Annotated in this window: 12 protein-coding genes; all 12 read left to right on the top strand. The window is 66.4% G+C overall.

Annotated elements, in window-relative coordinates:
• Window positions 1-65: 65 nt before the first annotated feature.
• The 12 genes from ftsW to dnaE all read left to right on the top strand — a co-directional run bounded on the left by ftsW (window position 66) and on the right by dnaE (window position 14,224).
• Window positions 66-1,331: a putative lipid II flippase FtsW gene (gene ftsW / locus ACYVDK_RS02955; protein WP_460517729.1), complete on the top strand. Its 1,266-nt coding sequence runs from the start codon at window positions 66-68 to the stop codon at window positions 1,329-1,331.
• Window positions 1,328-2,443: a UDP-N-acetylglucosamine--N-acetylmuramyl-(pentapeptide) pyrophosphoryl-undecaprenol N-acetylglucosamine transferase gene (locus ACYVDK_RS02960; RefSeq protein ID WP_460517732.1), complete on the top strand. Its 1,116-nt coding sequence runs from the start codon at window positions 1,328-1,330 to the stop codon at window positions 2,441-2,443. Before ftsW ends, ACYVDK_RS02960 begins: the two co-directional genes overlap by 4 nt.
• A gap of 64 nt (window positions 2,444-2,507) precedes the next feature.
• Window positions 2,508-3,905: a UDP-N-acetylmuramate--L-alanine ligase gene (murC, locus tag ACYVDK_RS02965; RefSeq protein WP_460517735.1), complete on the top strand. Its 1,398-nt coding sequence runs from the start codon at window positions 2,508-2,510 to the stop codon at window positions 3,903-3,905.
• Window positions 3,906-3,908: 3 nt separating this feature from the next.
• Complete coding sequence (locus tag ACYVDK_RS02970) at window positions 3,909-5,021, top strand: cell division protein FtsQ/DivIB (protein WP_460517738.1); 1,113 nt, start codon at window positions 3,909-3,911, stop codon at window positions 5,019-5,021.
• Window positions 5,022-5,214: 193 nt separating this feature from the next.
• Window positions 5,215-6,387 carry a cell division protein FtsZ gene (ftsZ, locus tag ACYVDK_RS02975; RefSeq protein ID WP_460517741.1) on the top strand — a complete coding sequence of 391 codons (1,173 nt, stop codon included), beginning with the start codon at window positions 5,215-5,217 and terminating at the stop codon, window positions 6,385-6,387.
• On the top strand, window positions 6,384-7,154 hold the full coding sequence (locus ACYVDK_RS02980; RefSeq protein ID WP_460517744.1) for a YggS family pyridoxal phosphate enzyme: 771 nt from the start codon (window positions 6,384-6,386) through the stop codon (window positions 7,152-7,154). The genes ftsZ and ACYVDK_RS02980 overlap by 4 nt, the downstream gene beginning before the upstream one ends.
• Before the next feature lie 66 nt (window positions 7,155-7,220).
• The gene (locus ACYVDK_RS02985; RefSeq protein ID WP_460517747.1) at window positions 7,221-7,694 is read left to right on the top strand and encodes a cell division protein SepF; all 474 of its coding nucleotides are present in this window, start codon (window positions 7,221-7,223) and stop codon (window positions 7,692-7,694) included.
• 69 nt (window positions 7,695-7,763) lie between these two features.
• Window positions 7,764-8,063: a YggT family protein gene (locus ACYVDK_RS02990; RefSeq protein WP_460517749.1), complete on the top strand. Its 300-nt coding sequence runs from the start codon at window positions 7,764-7,766 to the stop codon at window positions 8,061-8,063.
• Window positions 8,064-8,166: 103 nt separating this feature from the next.
• A complete protein-coding gene (locus ACYVDK_RS02995) occupies window positions 8,167-8,862 on the top strand; it encodes a DivIVA domain-containing protein (protein WP_460517751.1) in 696 nt (231 codons plus the stop codon).
• Complete coding sequence (lspA, locus tag ACYVDK_RS03000) at window positions 8,816-9,631, top strand: signal peptidase II (protein WP_460517754.1); 816 nt, start codon at window positions 8,816-8,818, stop codon at window positions 9,629-9,631. Before ACYVDK_RS02995 ends, lspA begins: the two co-directional genes overlap by 47 nt.
• Window positions 9,632-9,676: 45 nt before the next feature.
• Entirely contained in the window at window positions 9,677-10,600 is a 924-nt protein-coding gene (locus ACYVDK_RS03005; protein WP_460517757.1) for an RluA family pseudouridine synthase, read from the top strand.
• Between the two features lie 141 nt (window positions 10,601-10,741).
• Complete coding sequence (gene dnaE / locus ACYVDK_RS03010; RefSeq protein WP_460518130.1) at window positions 10,742-14,224, top strand: DNA polymerase III subunit alpha; 3,483 nt, start codon at window positions 10,742-10,744, stop codon at window positions 14,222-14,224.
• Window positions 14,225-14,278: the final 54 nt, after the last annotated feature.

Below are 14,278 nucleotides of genomic sequence, written 5' to 3' on the forward strand. Positions count from 1 at the left end.
ACGACACCCGCCACACATGCAGTCAGCTCTTCGGCGGGCCCGATCGAGTCAGACAGGGGGAACCGTTGACAGCTCCCACGCAGGCTTCAAGGGCACCGAGGGGCATCCCGCACACTCCGGATGACTCGGCATCCGAGCCGTCAGCTCGTGGCTCGCTCGTCAGCGCGCGCATCTCGCTCAGCCGGGTGTTCGCTGGGGAGTCAGCGAACTACTTTCTGCTGCTCGGCGTGACGCTGTTCATGGTCGTCTTCGGCCTCGTGATGGTGCTCTCGTCGTCGTCGGTCGACTCGCACTCCAACGGCGGCAGCTTCTTCGCCCGGTTCCTTTCCCAGGGCTTGTATGCCGTGATCGGCGTCCCCGTCATGCTGCTGGCGTCGCGGGCGCCCACTTCATTCTGGAAGTGGGCGGCGTGGCCGGCGCTGATCGGCGCGGTGGGGCTTCAGCTTCTGGTCATCGCCACCCCTCTCGGATCCGACGGCGGCACGGGGTACAACAAGAACTGGCTGCAGATCGGCTCCGTCGCCTTCCAGCCGTCCGAGGCGATCAAGATCGCGTTGATCCTCTGGATCGGCATGTTCATCGCGCGCAAGCAGTCCCGGCTCTCCGAGTGGAAGTACGGTCTTCTCCCCGTGCTGATCGTGTCGATCGTGGCAGTCGGCGTCGTGCTCGGCGGAGGCGACCTGGGCACGACATCGATCATGGTCATGATCGTGCTCGGCGCGCTGTTCTTCGCCGGTTTTCCGCTGCGTCAGCTGTTCACCACCGGCGTGATCGCCATCGGTGCCGCGGTGCTTTTCGCCGTGACTCGTGCCAGCCGGCTCGAGCGCATCCTCGGTTACCTGCACCCGTCGTCCAGTGATCCGCTGAGCACGATGTGGCAGATCCAGCAGAGCAACTTCGCGATGGCTCACGGAAGCCTGATCGGCGTCGGGCTGGGAAACTCGGAATCGAAGTGGAACTGGCTCCCTGAGGCCAGCACGGACTTCATCTTCTCCATCATCGGGGAGGAGCTGGGGCTGCTCGGCGCCATCGTGGTGCTGCTGCTGTTCGTGCTGCTGGCCATCTGTTTCGTCCGTATCATGAACGCGACGGCCGACCCGTTCGCCAGGGTCGTCACCGGTGCGGTGATGGTCTGGCTGGTCGGGCAGGGTCTGGTGAACATCGGCGTCGTGCTCGGACTGCTTCCGGTGCTCGGCGTTCCATTGCCCTTGATATCCGCCGGAGGTACCGCCCTGATCAGCTCGCTATTCGGGATCGGCGTCGTGCTCTCGTTCACGCGCACGCCCACGAGCTCGCTGTCCGCACCCGCCTTCCGGGCCGGCGCGCGGTGACCACCTACCTCATGGCCGGCGGCGGCACCGCCGGCCACGTCAATCCGCTTCTCGCCGTCTCCGATGCCCTGCGTCGTGCCGAACCGGACGCCGAGGTCGTCGTGCTCGGCACAGCCGAGGGCCTCGAGTCCCGCCTCGTCCCAGAACGCGGTTACGAGCTCGTGACGATACCGAAACTGCCCTTCCCGCGTCGACCGGATGCCGCGGCGATGCGGTTCCCCGCCCGCTTCCGATCCAGCGTGGCGCGGGTGCGCAGCCTGATCGCCGAGCGCAGCGTGGATGTCGTCGTCGGCTTCGGCGGCTACGCGGCGGCGCCCGCCTACCGCGCCGCGCACCGCGAACGGGTTCCTCTCGTGCTGCACGAGGCGAACGCGAAGCCCGGGCTCGCGAACAAGCTCGGCGCGCGGTACACGCGTCACGTGGGCGTCGCGTTCGAGAACACGCCCATCGCGCACGCGCGGTTCGTCGGGATGCCGTTGCGCCGTGAGATCGAGGACCTCGATCGTGCGGCGCAGAGGCCCGAGGCGCTGGAGTACTTCGGGCTAGATGACCGTCCCACGGTGCTGATCACCGGTGGATCCCTTGGCGCCCGCAGCGTCAACGCGACCGCGATCGCCTCGGCGTCGGAGCTGACCGGCACCGGATTCCAGGTGCTGCACATTCAAGGCGGGGCCGCCGAATTCCGCGATCCGCGCGTGGCCGGCTACCATCTCGTCGACTATTGCGATCGGATGGACCTCGGGCTGGCTCTCTCCGATGTAGCCATCTCGCGCGCCGGGGCGGCGACCGTGAGCGAGTTGTCGGCCCTGGGCATCCCGGCCGTCTACGTGCCGTATCCGGTGGGCAACGGGGAGCAGCGGTTCAACGCCGCGGGTGTCGTCGGGGCCGGCGGCGCGGTCCTCGTCGACGACGTTCAGTTCACTCCGGGGTGGGTGCAGTCATCCTTCGTTCCGTTGCTGCACGACGAAGAGCGTCTGCGCGGCATGGCGGCGGCAGCGGCGAGCGTCGGCGTGCGCGACGGTGCCCAGCGCATGGTCGCGCTGATCCGCCAGGCGCAGCAGGACGCAGTCGGTGCGGCCGAAGCGGGTCGCCACGGTCCCTCAGCGCACTGACTGCATACTGGAAGAACCCGCCGGCAACTCGCCCTCGCATGACAGACAGGATGCCTGAAGCACCGTGATCAAGCCCGACCCGACCATGCCGCTTCCGGAGCAGATCGGGCGAGCCCACTTCGTCGGCATCGGGGGCTCCGGTATGAACGGCATCGCGCGGCTCTTCCTCCTGGCAGGCATCCCGGTCAGCGGTTCGGACCGCGCGGAGAGCGAGTACACCCGCGTCCTTCGAGAGCTCGGTGCCGACGTGCGCATCGGCCACGACGCGGCCAACGTGGGCGACGCCGACACGCTCGTCGTCACCGGTGCCCTGTGGCAGGACAATCCCGAGTATCAGTACGCGCTCGCGCACGGCATCCCGGTCCTGCACCGCTCACAGGCGCTCGCCTGGCTCGCCCGATCCAGTCGGCTCGTCGCCGTCGCGGGTGCGCATGGCAAGTCCGGAACGACCGGCATGATCGCGACGGCCCTCGTGGAGCTGGGAGAAGACCCGAGTTTCGTGAACGGTGCGGTGATCGAGGGCCTGGAGACGAGCGCTCGCCACGGCGAGTCCGGCCTGTTCGTGATCGAGGCCGACGAGTCCGACGGCTCGTTCCTGCTCTATGACGCGGCCGTCGCGCTCGTCCTGAACATCGACGACGACCACCTCGACCATTACGGCTCTTACGATGCGGTGCAGGATGCCTTCGTCGCGTTCGCCGACCGAGCGCGCGAGCTCGTGGTGATCTCCGCCGACGACGAGGGCGCCCGTGCCGTGTCGCCGCGCATCGGTCACCGCAACATGGTCACATTCGGTGAGGCGGAGGGCGCCGACGTGCGGGTCACCGACATCACGACGGACGGTCCGGTCGCCTTCGCCCTGGAATGGAACGGTGAGAAATACCGAGCGCGGCTCAAGGTGCCCGGCCGTCATCACGCCCACAATGCCGCCGGCGCGTTCGCTGTGCTCACCCACCTCGGCGTCGAGCCCGAGCGTGCCGTGAGTGCGCTGCAGGCGTACGGCGGCACGCACCGTCGCTTCGAACTGCACGGGACCATCGGCGGAGTCAGCGTCTACGACGACTACGCTCATCACCCGACCGAGGTGCGAGCGGTGCTCGAGGCGGCACGCACGGTCGTCGGAGACGGCCGAATCATCGCGGTGCACCAGCCGCACACCTACAGCCGTACCAAGCGACTGGCCGAGGAGTTCGCCAATACGCTCGAGCGGTACGCGGATGAGACGGTGGTGCTCGACGTCTTCGGCGCGCGCGAAGACCCCGTGCCCGGTGTGACGGGCGCGCTGGTCTCCGAGCGTTTCCACGACAAGTCACGGGTCGCCTACATCCCTGATTGGCAGGAGGCGGCCGATTTCACGGCAGAGTTCGCGCGCGACGGTGACTTCGTGATCACCCTCGGCTGCGGCAATGTGAACCTCATCGTCCCGCAGCTGCTCGAATCCCTGCGACGATCGAACGGCTGACGCGTGAAGCGTCCCCAGGGTTTCGAGAACGCGGCGGTGAGGCGGCCGGCGCGTGGGCGCGCCGCGGAGCCCGCACGGAACGTTCCGGCCGCGGTACTGGATGCCCGGAGCAGCGCGAGAACAGGCGCAGCCGAATCGGACGCAGACACCGCCCCGATCCAGGTCGTTCCAGCGGCCAAGAGCGGTCCCGTCGACGGGAAGGCCGATCGCACGAAGGCGGATCGGCGTTCAGCGAAGCCGGGGCGCACAGACAAGCCTGAGCGCACGGACAAGCCTGAGCGCACGGACAAGCCTGAGCGCACGGACAAGCCTGAGCGCACGGACAAGCGCACTGACAACGATCGGCCGGAAGCCCCTTCGCCAAGCGTGCGAGCGGCCATTCGCGAACGCCGCAGGTACGAACGCGCGGAGATCAAGCGGTTCACGCGGGCCTCGCGTCGTCGACGCCTGGCCTGGCTGATCGGCATCGGCTCGGTCGTGCTCGTGCTGCTCGCCGCGGCTCTCGTCTCGCTCTCGCCGGCCATGGCGCTGCGGACGGTCCAGGTGGTCGGCGTGCAGCGCATTGACGCGAAGGCGGTTCAGCATGCCCTCGACGAGCAACTGGGAACACCGCTACCGCTGATCGACTACGGCAAGGTGCGCAAAGAGCTGGCCGCCTTCCCCCTCATCCGCAGCTACAGCACGGAGGCCGACCCACCCGGCACGCTCGTGGTGCGCATCGTCGAGCGTGTGCCGATCGGGCTTCTCAAAGTGCCCGCCGGGTACCAGCTCGTCGACCAGGCTCATGTGGTGATGCAGACCACGTCGGACCGCCCGGGCGGCTATCCGATCATCTCCCTCCCCGAGCACGCCTCGGGGCAGTCCAGACAGAAGGAGTTCACGGCGATCGCGAACGTGCTGGCAGCGCTCCCGGCGGGCATGCTGGGGCACGTGGACACCGCGAGCGCCACGGGCGCACAGGATGTCACCCTCAAGCTGACGTCGGGCGTGACCGTGGTGTGGGGCGGACCGGATGAAGCCCAGCTCAAGTCCGCCGTGTTGTCGGATCTTCTGAAGGCCGTGCCTGGGGCATCCGTCTATGACGTCTCTGCTCCGAGCAGTCCCGTCACACGCTGATCGGAACCCGCTGACGACTCCGGTATCGAGCCGATGTCGGCGCTCTCGTGCTTCGGTCGGACGACACGCGGCAGATCTGCACGGCGGGGGCGATGGGCGCGCTTAACGTCAGGCGTAGTAAATGCATACCGAGCATAACTTTAAGCCTCGACTTGAAGTTGAAGGTTGCCAGCATTCGCCAGGGGAGCCCGTCGTGACTAATAACCAGAACTACCTCGCCGTGATCAAGGTCGTCGGCATCGGTGGTGGCGGCGTCAACGCCGTCAACCGCATGATCGAGCTCGGGCTTCGCGGCGTCGAGTTCATCGCCATCAACACGGATGCCCAGGCGCTGCTGATGAGCGACGCCGACGTCAAGCTCGACGTGGGCCGAGAGATCACGCGAGGTCTCGGCGCCGGGGCCGACCCGGAGGTCGGCCGCCGTGCAGCCGAAGATCACGCGGAGGAGATCGAGGAGGCGCTGACCGGCGCCGACATGGTCTTCGTCACTGCGGGGGAGGGCGGCGGTACCGGAACCGGTGGCGCACCCGTGGTCGCCCGAATCGCGAAGTCGATCGGTGCGCTCACCATCGGTGTCGTCACCAAGCCGTTCGGCTTCGAGGGCAAGCGTCGGCAGGACCAGGCAGAGGCGGGCGTCGCCCGCCTGAAAGAAGAGGTCGACACCCTCATCGTCGTGCCGAACGACCGGCTGCTGGAGATCAGCGACCGCGGCATCAGCATGCTCGAGGCGTTCGCGACAGCTGACCAGGTGCTCCTCGCCGGCGTTCAGGGCATCACCGATCTGATCACGACGCCTGGTCTGATCAACCTCGACTTCGCCGACGTCAAGTCGGTCATGCACGGAGCGGGATCGGCGCTCATGGGCATCGGCTCATCCCGGGGTGCGGATCGTGCGATCAAGGCTGCGGAACTCGCCGTCGCCTCGCCGCTGCTCGAAGCGAGCATCGAGGGGGCACGCGGCGTTCTGCTGTCGATCCAGGGCGGTTCCAACCTCGGCATCTTCGAGATCAACGACGCGGCCCGTCTGGTGCAGGAGGCGGTGCATCCTGAAGCGAACATCATCTTCGGCGCCGTCATCGACGACACGCTCGGCGACGAGGTGCGCGTGACAGTGATCGCTGCGGGATTCGATGGGGGAGAGCCCCAGTCGAAGGCGGTCGACGTGCGTCGCTCCACGTTCGTGGCGACGGGATCCGATCAGGCGTCATCCGGATCGGAGCTGGTCGACACTCAGGCGCTCGAGGAAGAGGATGTGCCCGCACAAGGCACCTGGTCCGACGCCGACTCGAAGCTGGTGGAGGCGGCAGTCAACGACCCGTCGTTCGACGACGACGACGTGCTGGACGTGCCCGACTTCCTGAAGTGAGCGACACCGCTGTGCTGAGCAGTTCCGTGCTGAGCGAGGAGGCCCGTGAGGGTCTCGCGGGACGGCTCGCGCAGGTTCGGCAGAACGTAGCGGATGCCGCGCGATCGGCAGGCAGGGATCCTTCGGAGGTCACGACGATCGTGGTGACGAAGTTCCAGCCCGTCGAACTGGTGCACGCGCTTGTGCAGCTCGGTGTGCGGGACGTGGGGGAGAACCGGGCGCAGGAGGCCGCGGCGAAGGCATCGAGTCTCGCCGAGACGTCGCAGGCCGCTGCCGTGCGATGGCACTTCATCGGACAGCTACAAACCAACAAGGCGAAGCAGGTCCGCACGTTCGCCTCGGCGGTGCACTCCGTAGACCGGGCTGCGCTCGTCGCAGCGCTCAGTCGGGCCGGAGCAGCCGGCGAGAACATCGTCGCCTCCGGTGCGGCCACTGACCCCCTCGACTGCTTCATCGAATTGGCACTCACCGACGAACCCGGTCGTGGTGGCCTCGCCCCGGACGACATGCTCGACCTCGCAGAGCGTGTGCTTGCCGCACCCGGCCTGCGACTGCGAGGCGTCATGGCGGTGGCACCGTTGAATGACGACGCGCGGCGGGCGTTCGCCCGGGTGCGCGAGGCATCCGAGCGTCTGCGTTCGCTCGCCCCGGATGCGACCGCGATCTCCGCCGGAATGTCCGGCGACTACGTCGATGCGATAGCGGAAGGGGCGACACACCTTCGCATCGGCACGGCAATCACGGGAAAGCGGCCCGAGCGTGCTTAGCCTGGCTGTGGAATACGCCGGCGACCGGCGAGACCGCAAGACCTCAAGCTGCACACGGAGGATCCCATGGCTAACCCGCTCAAGAAGACGATGGCGTACCTCGGCCTCGTCGAAGACGAGCTCGAGTACGACGAAGAACCGGTCGCCACTGCGCATCCGGCAGCTGTCGCGCCGGTCCAGCATTCTGCACCGGCCAAGGCGCCTGTCACGCCGCTGCGCAAGCCGACCCCGGCCCGGAATGTGACGGTGCAAGAAGTGAACGAGATTCTGACGGTTCATCCCCGGCAGTACAGCGACGCGAAGATGATCGCGGAATCCTTCCGCGAAGGAGTCCCCGTGATCCTGAACCTGTCGCAGATGAGCGAATCCGAAGCCCAGCGCATGATCGACTTCTCCAGCGGTCTGACGCAGGGTCTGCGCGGCAAGATCGAGAAGGTGACCAGCAAGGTCTTCCTGCTCTCACCGGAGCACGTCATGGTATCGGGGGCGGCGTCGACTGCCGGCAACGATGTCGAGGCGTCCTTCTTCGCCAGCGCGTAGTCGTACGAGCCCGAAGCACGAGCAGGCGGCTGCAGCGTAGGCACAGCCGTCGTCGCGCATACTTGACCTGTGCCCCTCGCCGTCTTCATCGTCGCGACCGTCGCGTATTACGTCTTCCTGCTCTTTTTCATAGTGCTCTGGGTTCGCTTCATCCTGGATCTCGTGCGCACTTTCGCCCGCGGATGGCGCCCGCGCGGGTTCGGGCTGGTGCTCGCGGAAGCGGCGTTCACGGTCACCGATCCGCCCATCAAGTTCTTCCGGCGACTGCTCCCTCCGCTGTCGTTGGGACCGGTCGCACTCGACTTCGGCTGGACGTTGACGATGTTCGCGTGCATCATCGGCATGTACATCGCGTCGTCGTTCATCTGATGTCGCTGAAGGCTTACGCAGATGGCAGTGTCGCAGGCGACTTTGCTAGCGTTAGCCGAACGTTATCCACTGTTCGAAAATCAAGCTCTAAGGGTGGTAGGCCATGGCGCTAACTCCGGAAGATGTCGTCAACAAGCGGTTCCAACCGACCAAATTCCGTGAGGGCTACGACCAGGACGAGGTCGACGACTTCCTCGACGAGGTCGTCGTCGAGTTGCGCCGACTGAACCAGGAGAACGACGAGCTCAAGCAGCGGCTCGTGGCATCCGAGTCGCGGATCGCCGATCTGCAGCGCAACTCGTCGTCCGAGCAGACGCAGGCCATCGCCGCGCCCGCTCCTGCCCCCGTGGTCGCGCCCGTCGTGCCGCAGCCGGTCGTCTCCGGCGCCGATGAGACCGAGAGCACGAACAACCTGCTCCAGCTGGCGCGAAGGCTGCACGAGGAGCACGTGCGTGAAGGCGTCGAGAAGCGCGACGCGCTGATCGCCGAGGGTCACGCAACAGCAGCACGGGTGGTGGCGGAGGCCGAGGCGAAGCAGCGCGCGCAGATCACGGCGCTGGAGTCGGAGCGTTCCACCATCGAGCGCCGGATCGAGGAGCTGCGCAACTTCGAACGCGACTACCGGGCGAAGCTGAAGAGCTACATCGAGGGTCAGCTGCGCGACCTCGACAACGCCGGTTCGGCCACGGGTGGTTTCAAGCCCGCGGGTGCCTCTGCCGCATCCGGCCAGTTCGCCGCCGTCGCGTCGGGCGATGCCGACCGCCAGAACCCGCCGACTTTCCAGAGCTTTGGAGGCTGAGCCTTCCAGGAAGGTCAGCGTTCGCAAGGTCAGCGTTCGCGCGATCATCCTGCTCGTCGCGGTCGCGCTCGTCGTGTTGACGATCGACCAGCTCGCCAAGTGGTGGGTGGTCACGAACCTGCCCTACCGGGTACCGAAGAACATCATCGGCAACCTCCTGATCTTCGAGTACGACCGCAATCCGGGCGCAGCCTTCTCGATCGGCACCGGCTCGACGTGGATCTTCTCGATCGTCGGCGTGGCCGTACTGATCTTCGTGATCTGGTACGCCCGGCGCATCCGATCAATGGTGTGGGCGCTCGTCTTCGGGCTTGTACTCGGCGGACTGATGGGCAACCTCAGCGATCGCCTGCTGCGGCCTCCGGGCTTCGGCGTGGGCGAGGTCGTGGACTTCCTGCGTATCCCGCTGCTCCCCGCCATCTTCAATCTGGCCGATTCGGCGATCGTGGCGGCGATGATCCTCTTCCTGCTGCTCACTGTGCTCGGCGTGGGGCTCGACGGCAAGCGCGCCGCCAAGTCGACCGATTCCGAACGGGCCTCGTCAGTCGAGGACCCAACCCAGTCCGACGGCCAGCTCGACGACGCGACGGCCGATCCGTCCGACACCGCCGAGGAACCGTCGGGTTCTGCACCGCAGCCCGACGGAGGCGGCGAGGTCGGTAGCGCGTCGGGGCCGGATGCCGGTGACACCAGTGCGGGAAGCGACCGCACGGAGTCGCGCGGTGCGCGGCTCGGCGAGGCAGGGCATCCTGTCGACGGCCTTGTCTGAGCCCTCGACGGCTCCGCGGTCCTTCTCGACTCCGGAGACCGCCGAATGACGGAGTACCGCAGCCTGCCTGTGCCGGACGGCCTCGACGGGTCGCGCGTGGATGCAGGCGTGGCGAAGCTGCTGGGCTTCTCCCGTACCTTCGCGGCCGAGGTGGCGGAGGCCGGAGGCGTGTTGCTCGAAGGCCGGGTGCTCGACAAGTCCGACCGGCTGACCGCCGGTGCCTGGCTCGAGGTCGGCTGGACGCCTAAGGCGGCCGTCGAGGTCGTGCCGGTCTCTGTGCCCGACCTGAAGGTCGTGTACGACGACGACGACATCGTGGTCGTCGACAAGCCGGCCGGTGTTGCGGCGCATCCGTCCATCGGTTGGGAGGGGCCGACTGTGCTCGGTGCCCTCGCCGGCGCCGGCTTCCGCATCTCGACCTCCGGTGCCGCCGAGAGGGCGGGGATCGTGCACCGGCTGGACGCCGGAACCAGCGGACTCATGGTCGTGGCGAAGAGCGAGCGCGCATACACCGCATTGAAGCGGGCGTTCCACGACCGCACCGTGGAGAAGATCTATCACGCCGTCGTTCAAGGGCATCCCGACCCGCTGGCCGGCACGATCGATGCGCCCATCGGACGGCATCCCCGCGCGGACTGGAAGTTCGCCGTCACGGCGGCGGGCAAGCCATCCGTGACGCACTACGAGACCGTCGAGGCGTTCCCCGCTGCGAGCCTTCTTCAGATCCATCTGGAGACAGGGCGCACGCATCAGATTCGGGTGCACATGGCCGCCCAGAGACACCCATGTGTCGGCGACGCGATGTACGGTGCAGACCCGACGCTGTCGGCACGGCTGGCTCTCACGCGCCAGTGGCTGCAGGCGCGCCAGCTCGGGTTCGAGCATCCGTCCGGCCGGGAGTGGGTGACGTTCGTCTCCGAGTATCCGGCCGATCTGCAGCACGCCCTCGACGTGCTGCGCGAGTCCTGATCCGTCGTCGCCGAACCTCCCTCGCCGAGCCCACAAGAACCTCGCTCCGCTGGATAAACTGGTGCCCCCAGACGACCGGGAGGACCACACACCGTGACGACTGATTCCTTCGTTCACCTGCACGTGCACAGCGAATACTCGATGCTCGACGGTGCGGCGAAGATCGGTCCGCTGATGGATGCCGCAGTCGGGCACGGCATGCCGGCGATCGCGGTCACCGACCACGGGAACATGTTCGCGGCGTTCGAGTTCTGGCGGGCCGCGAAAACGGCCGGGATCAAGCCGATCATCGGTACGGAGGCCTACCTCACCCCGGGCACGCACCGCAGCGATCGCACCAGGATCCGCTGGGGCAACGGCGGCGAGGACGACGTGTCCGGCAGTGGTGCCTACACGCACATGACGATGCTCGCCGAGACGACGGAAGGCATGCACAATCTGTTCCGCATGTCGTCGCTGGCGTCGATCGAGGGCTACTATTTCAAGCCGCGCATGGACCGCGAGCTGCTCGAGCTGTATTCGAAGGGCGTGATCGCCACCACCGGGTGCCAGAGCGGTGAAGTGCAGACGCGTCTGCGGCTGGGACAGTATGACGAGGCGGTCAAGGCGGCCGGCGACTACCGTGACATCTTCGGCAAGGACAACTTCTTCGTCGAGCTCATGGAGCACGGGCTCGGCCTCGAGAAGCGTGTTCGCCAGGACCTGCTCAAGATCGCGAAGCAGCTCGGACTTCGCACCGTGGCGACCAACGACCTGCACTACACGCACGCCGAAGATGCGAAATCGCATGCCGCGCTGTTGTGCGTGCAGTCCGGTTCGACGCTGAACGATCCGAAGCGCTTCCAGCTCGAGCCGGAGGGGGAGTACTACCTCAAGTCGCCGCAGCAGATGCGCGACCTGTTCCGGGAGCATCCGGATGCCTGCGACATGACTTTGGAGATCGCGGAGCGCTGCGAGATCGACTTCGAGCTCTCGACTGGCAAGTACATGCCGAAGTTCCCGGTGCCCGAGGGCGAGACGGAAGAAAGCTGGTTCGTCAAGGAGGTCAACAGCGGCCTCGCGCAACGTTATCCGGACGGCATTCCGGAGAAGGTCAGGGCGCAGGCCGAATACGAGACCGGCATCATCCTCCAGATGGGCTTCCCCGGCTACTTCCTGGTGGTCGCGGACTTCATCAACTGGTCGAAGAACAACGGCATCCGGGTGGGGCCGGGTCGTGGGTCGGGCGCAGGCTCGATGGCCGCATACGCCATGCGCATCACCGACCTCGACCCGCTCGAACACGGCCTGATCTTCGAGCGCTTCCTCAACCCGGACCGCGTGTCGATGCCCGACTTCGACGTCGACTTCGACGATCGCAGGCGCCTCGAGGCGGTCAAGTACGTGACCGAGAAATACGGGGCCGAACGTGTGTCCCAGATCGTCACCTACGGCACGATCAAGGCGAAGCAGGCGCTGAAAGATGCAGGTCGTGTGCTCGGGTTCCCGTTCTCGATGGGCGAGAAGCTCACGAAGGCGATGCCGCCGGCCGTCATGGGCAAAGACATTCCGCTGTATCAGGTGTTCGACACGAAGAGCCCGCGATACAAGGAGGCGGTCGAGCTGCGCGCGGTGGTCGAAAGCGACCCGGAGGCGAAGACCGTCTTCGACACGGCGCTCGGGCTGGAGGGCCTGAAGCGGCAGTGGGGCGTTCACGCGGCCGGCGTCATCATGTCGTCCGACCCGATCATCGGCGTCATCCCGATCATGAAGCGGGAACAGGACGGCCAGATCGTCACCCAGCTCGACTATCCGGCGGCCGAGTCGCTAGGCCTGATCAAGATGGACTTCCTGGGCCTTCGCAACCTCACGATCATCAGCGACGCGCTTGACAACATCAAGGCGAACCAGGGTTTCGAGCTCGATCTGGAGGGGCTGCCTCTGGATGACCGACCCGCGTACGACCTGCTCACACGCGGCGACACGCTGGGCGTGTTCCAGCTCGACGGTGGCCCCATGCGCGCGCTGCTGCGTCAGATGAAGCCGGACGGCTTCGAGGACATCTCCGCCCTCATCGCGCTGTATCGGCCGGGGCCGATGGGCGCGAACTCGCACATCAACTACGCCCTGCGCAAGAACGGGCTGCAGCCCATCACCCCGATCCATCCGGAGCTCGCGGAACCGCTGCAGGACATCCTCGACACCAGTTACGGCCTGATCATCTATCAGGAACAGGTCATGGCGATCGCGCAGAAGGTGGCGGGATTCTCGCTCGGCCAGGCAGACATCCTGCGTCGTGCGATGGGCAAGAAGAAGAAGTCCGAGCTCGACAAGCAGCAGGAGGGCTTCTTCTCCGGCATGCGAGAGCGCGGCTACTCGCAGGGGGCGATCGACAAGCTCTGGGAGATCCTGCTGCCGTTCTCGGACTACGCGTTCAACAAAGCGCACTCGGCTGCCTATGGCGTCGTGTCGTACTGGACCGCGTACCTGAAGGCGCACTACCCGGCCGAGTACATGGCCGCTCTGCTGACCAGTGTCGGTGACTCCAAAGACAAGATGGCCCTCTACCTGAACGAGTGCCGGCGCATGGGCATCAAGGTGCTGCCACCCGACGTGAACGAGTCGATCGGATTCTTCGCCGCCGTCGGCGACGACGTGAGATTCGGACTCGGTGCAGTGCGCAACGTCGGCTCGAATGTGGTGGACGGTATCCGCGCCGCCCGCGAGCAGAAGGGCCGGTTCGAATCGTTCCACGACTTCCTGAAGAAGGTGCCGCTGCATGTAGCGAACAAGCGCACCATCGAATCGCTCATCAAGGCAGGCGCATTCGACTCGTTCGGCGACTCGCGGCGCGGGCTGCTGGAGGTGCATGAGGCCGCGGTGGAATCCGTCGTCAACGACAAGCGCGTCGAAGCCACAGGCCAGGCGGGCTTCGACTTCGACACGCTGTTGGCACAGGAATCACGAGATGCCTCCATCTCACTCGTGCCGAACAAGCCGGAGTGGGACAAGCGGCAGAAGCTCGCGTTCGAGCGAGAGATGCTCGGCCTGTATGTGTCGGATCACCCGCTGGCCGGACTCGAACTCGAACTGGCCAAGCAGGCGAGCACGTCGATCGCCGACCTCACCGGCTCCGAGTCCACCCAGGACGGCGACACCGTGACGATCGCGGGGCTCGTGACGGGCGTCCAGCACCGGGTGGCGAAGGCATCCGGCAACCTGTACGGCATGATCACGGTCGAGGACTTCGGCGGCGAGATCACCGTCATGTTCATGGGCAAGGCGTACCAGGAGTTCGGTCCCGCCCTCACAGCCGACTCGATCGTGGTGGTGCGCGGCCGGGTGAGCATGCGCGACGACGGCATGAACCTTCACGCGTACAGCCTCTATGCGCCCGACCTCGGTTCGGCTGTGTCGGGACCGTCCGGTCCGCTGGTCATCACGATGCCGGATCAGCGTGCCACGACGGATGTCGTCCAGAACCTCGGTGACATGCTGATCCGCCATGCCGGCGATGGAGAAGTGCGTTTGCGGCTGGTGAAGGGTACGACTGCGAGGGTGTTCGAGTTGCCTCACCGCGTGTCGGTGTCCGCCGATCTGTACGGCGAGTTGAAGGGACTGCTCGGCCCTGCCTGCCTCGTCTGAACACCCTGCAGGTCGGAACGAGACATCGAAACCCGTCCGCCTGATCACGCGCCG

The sequence above is a fragment of the Humibacter antri genome (assembly GCF_054777235.1).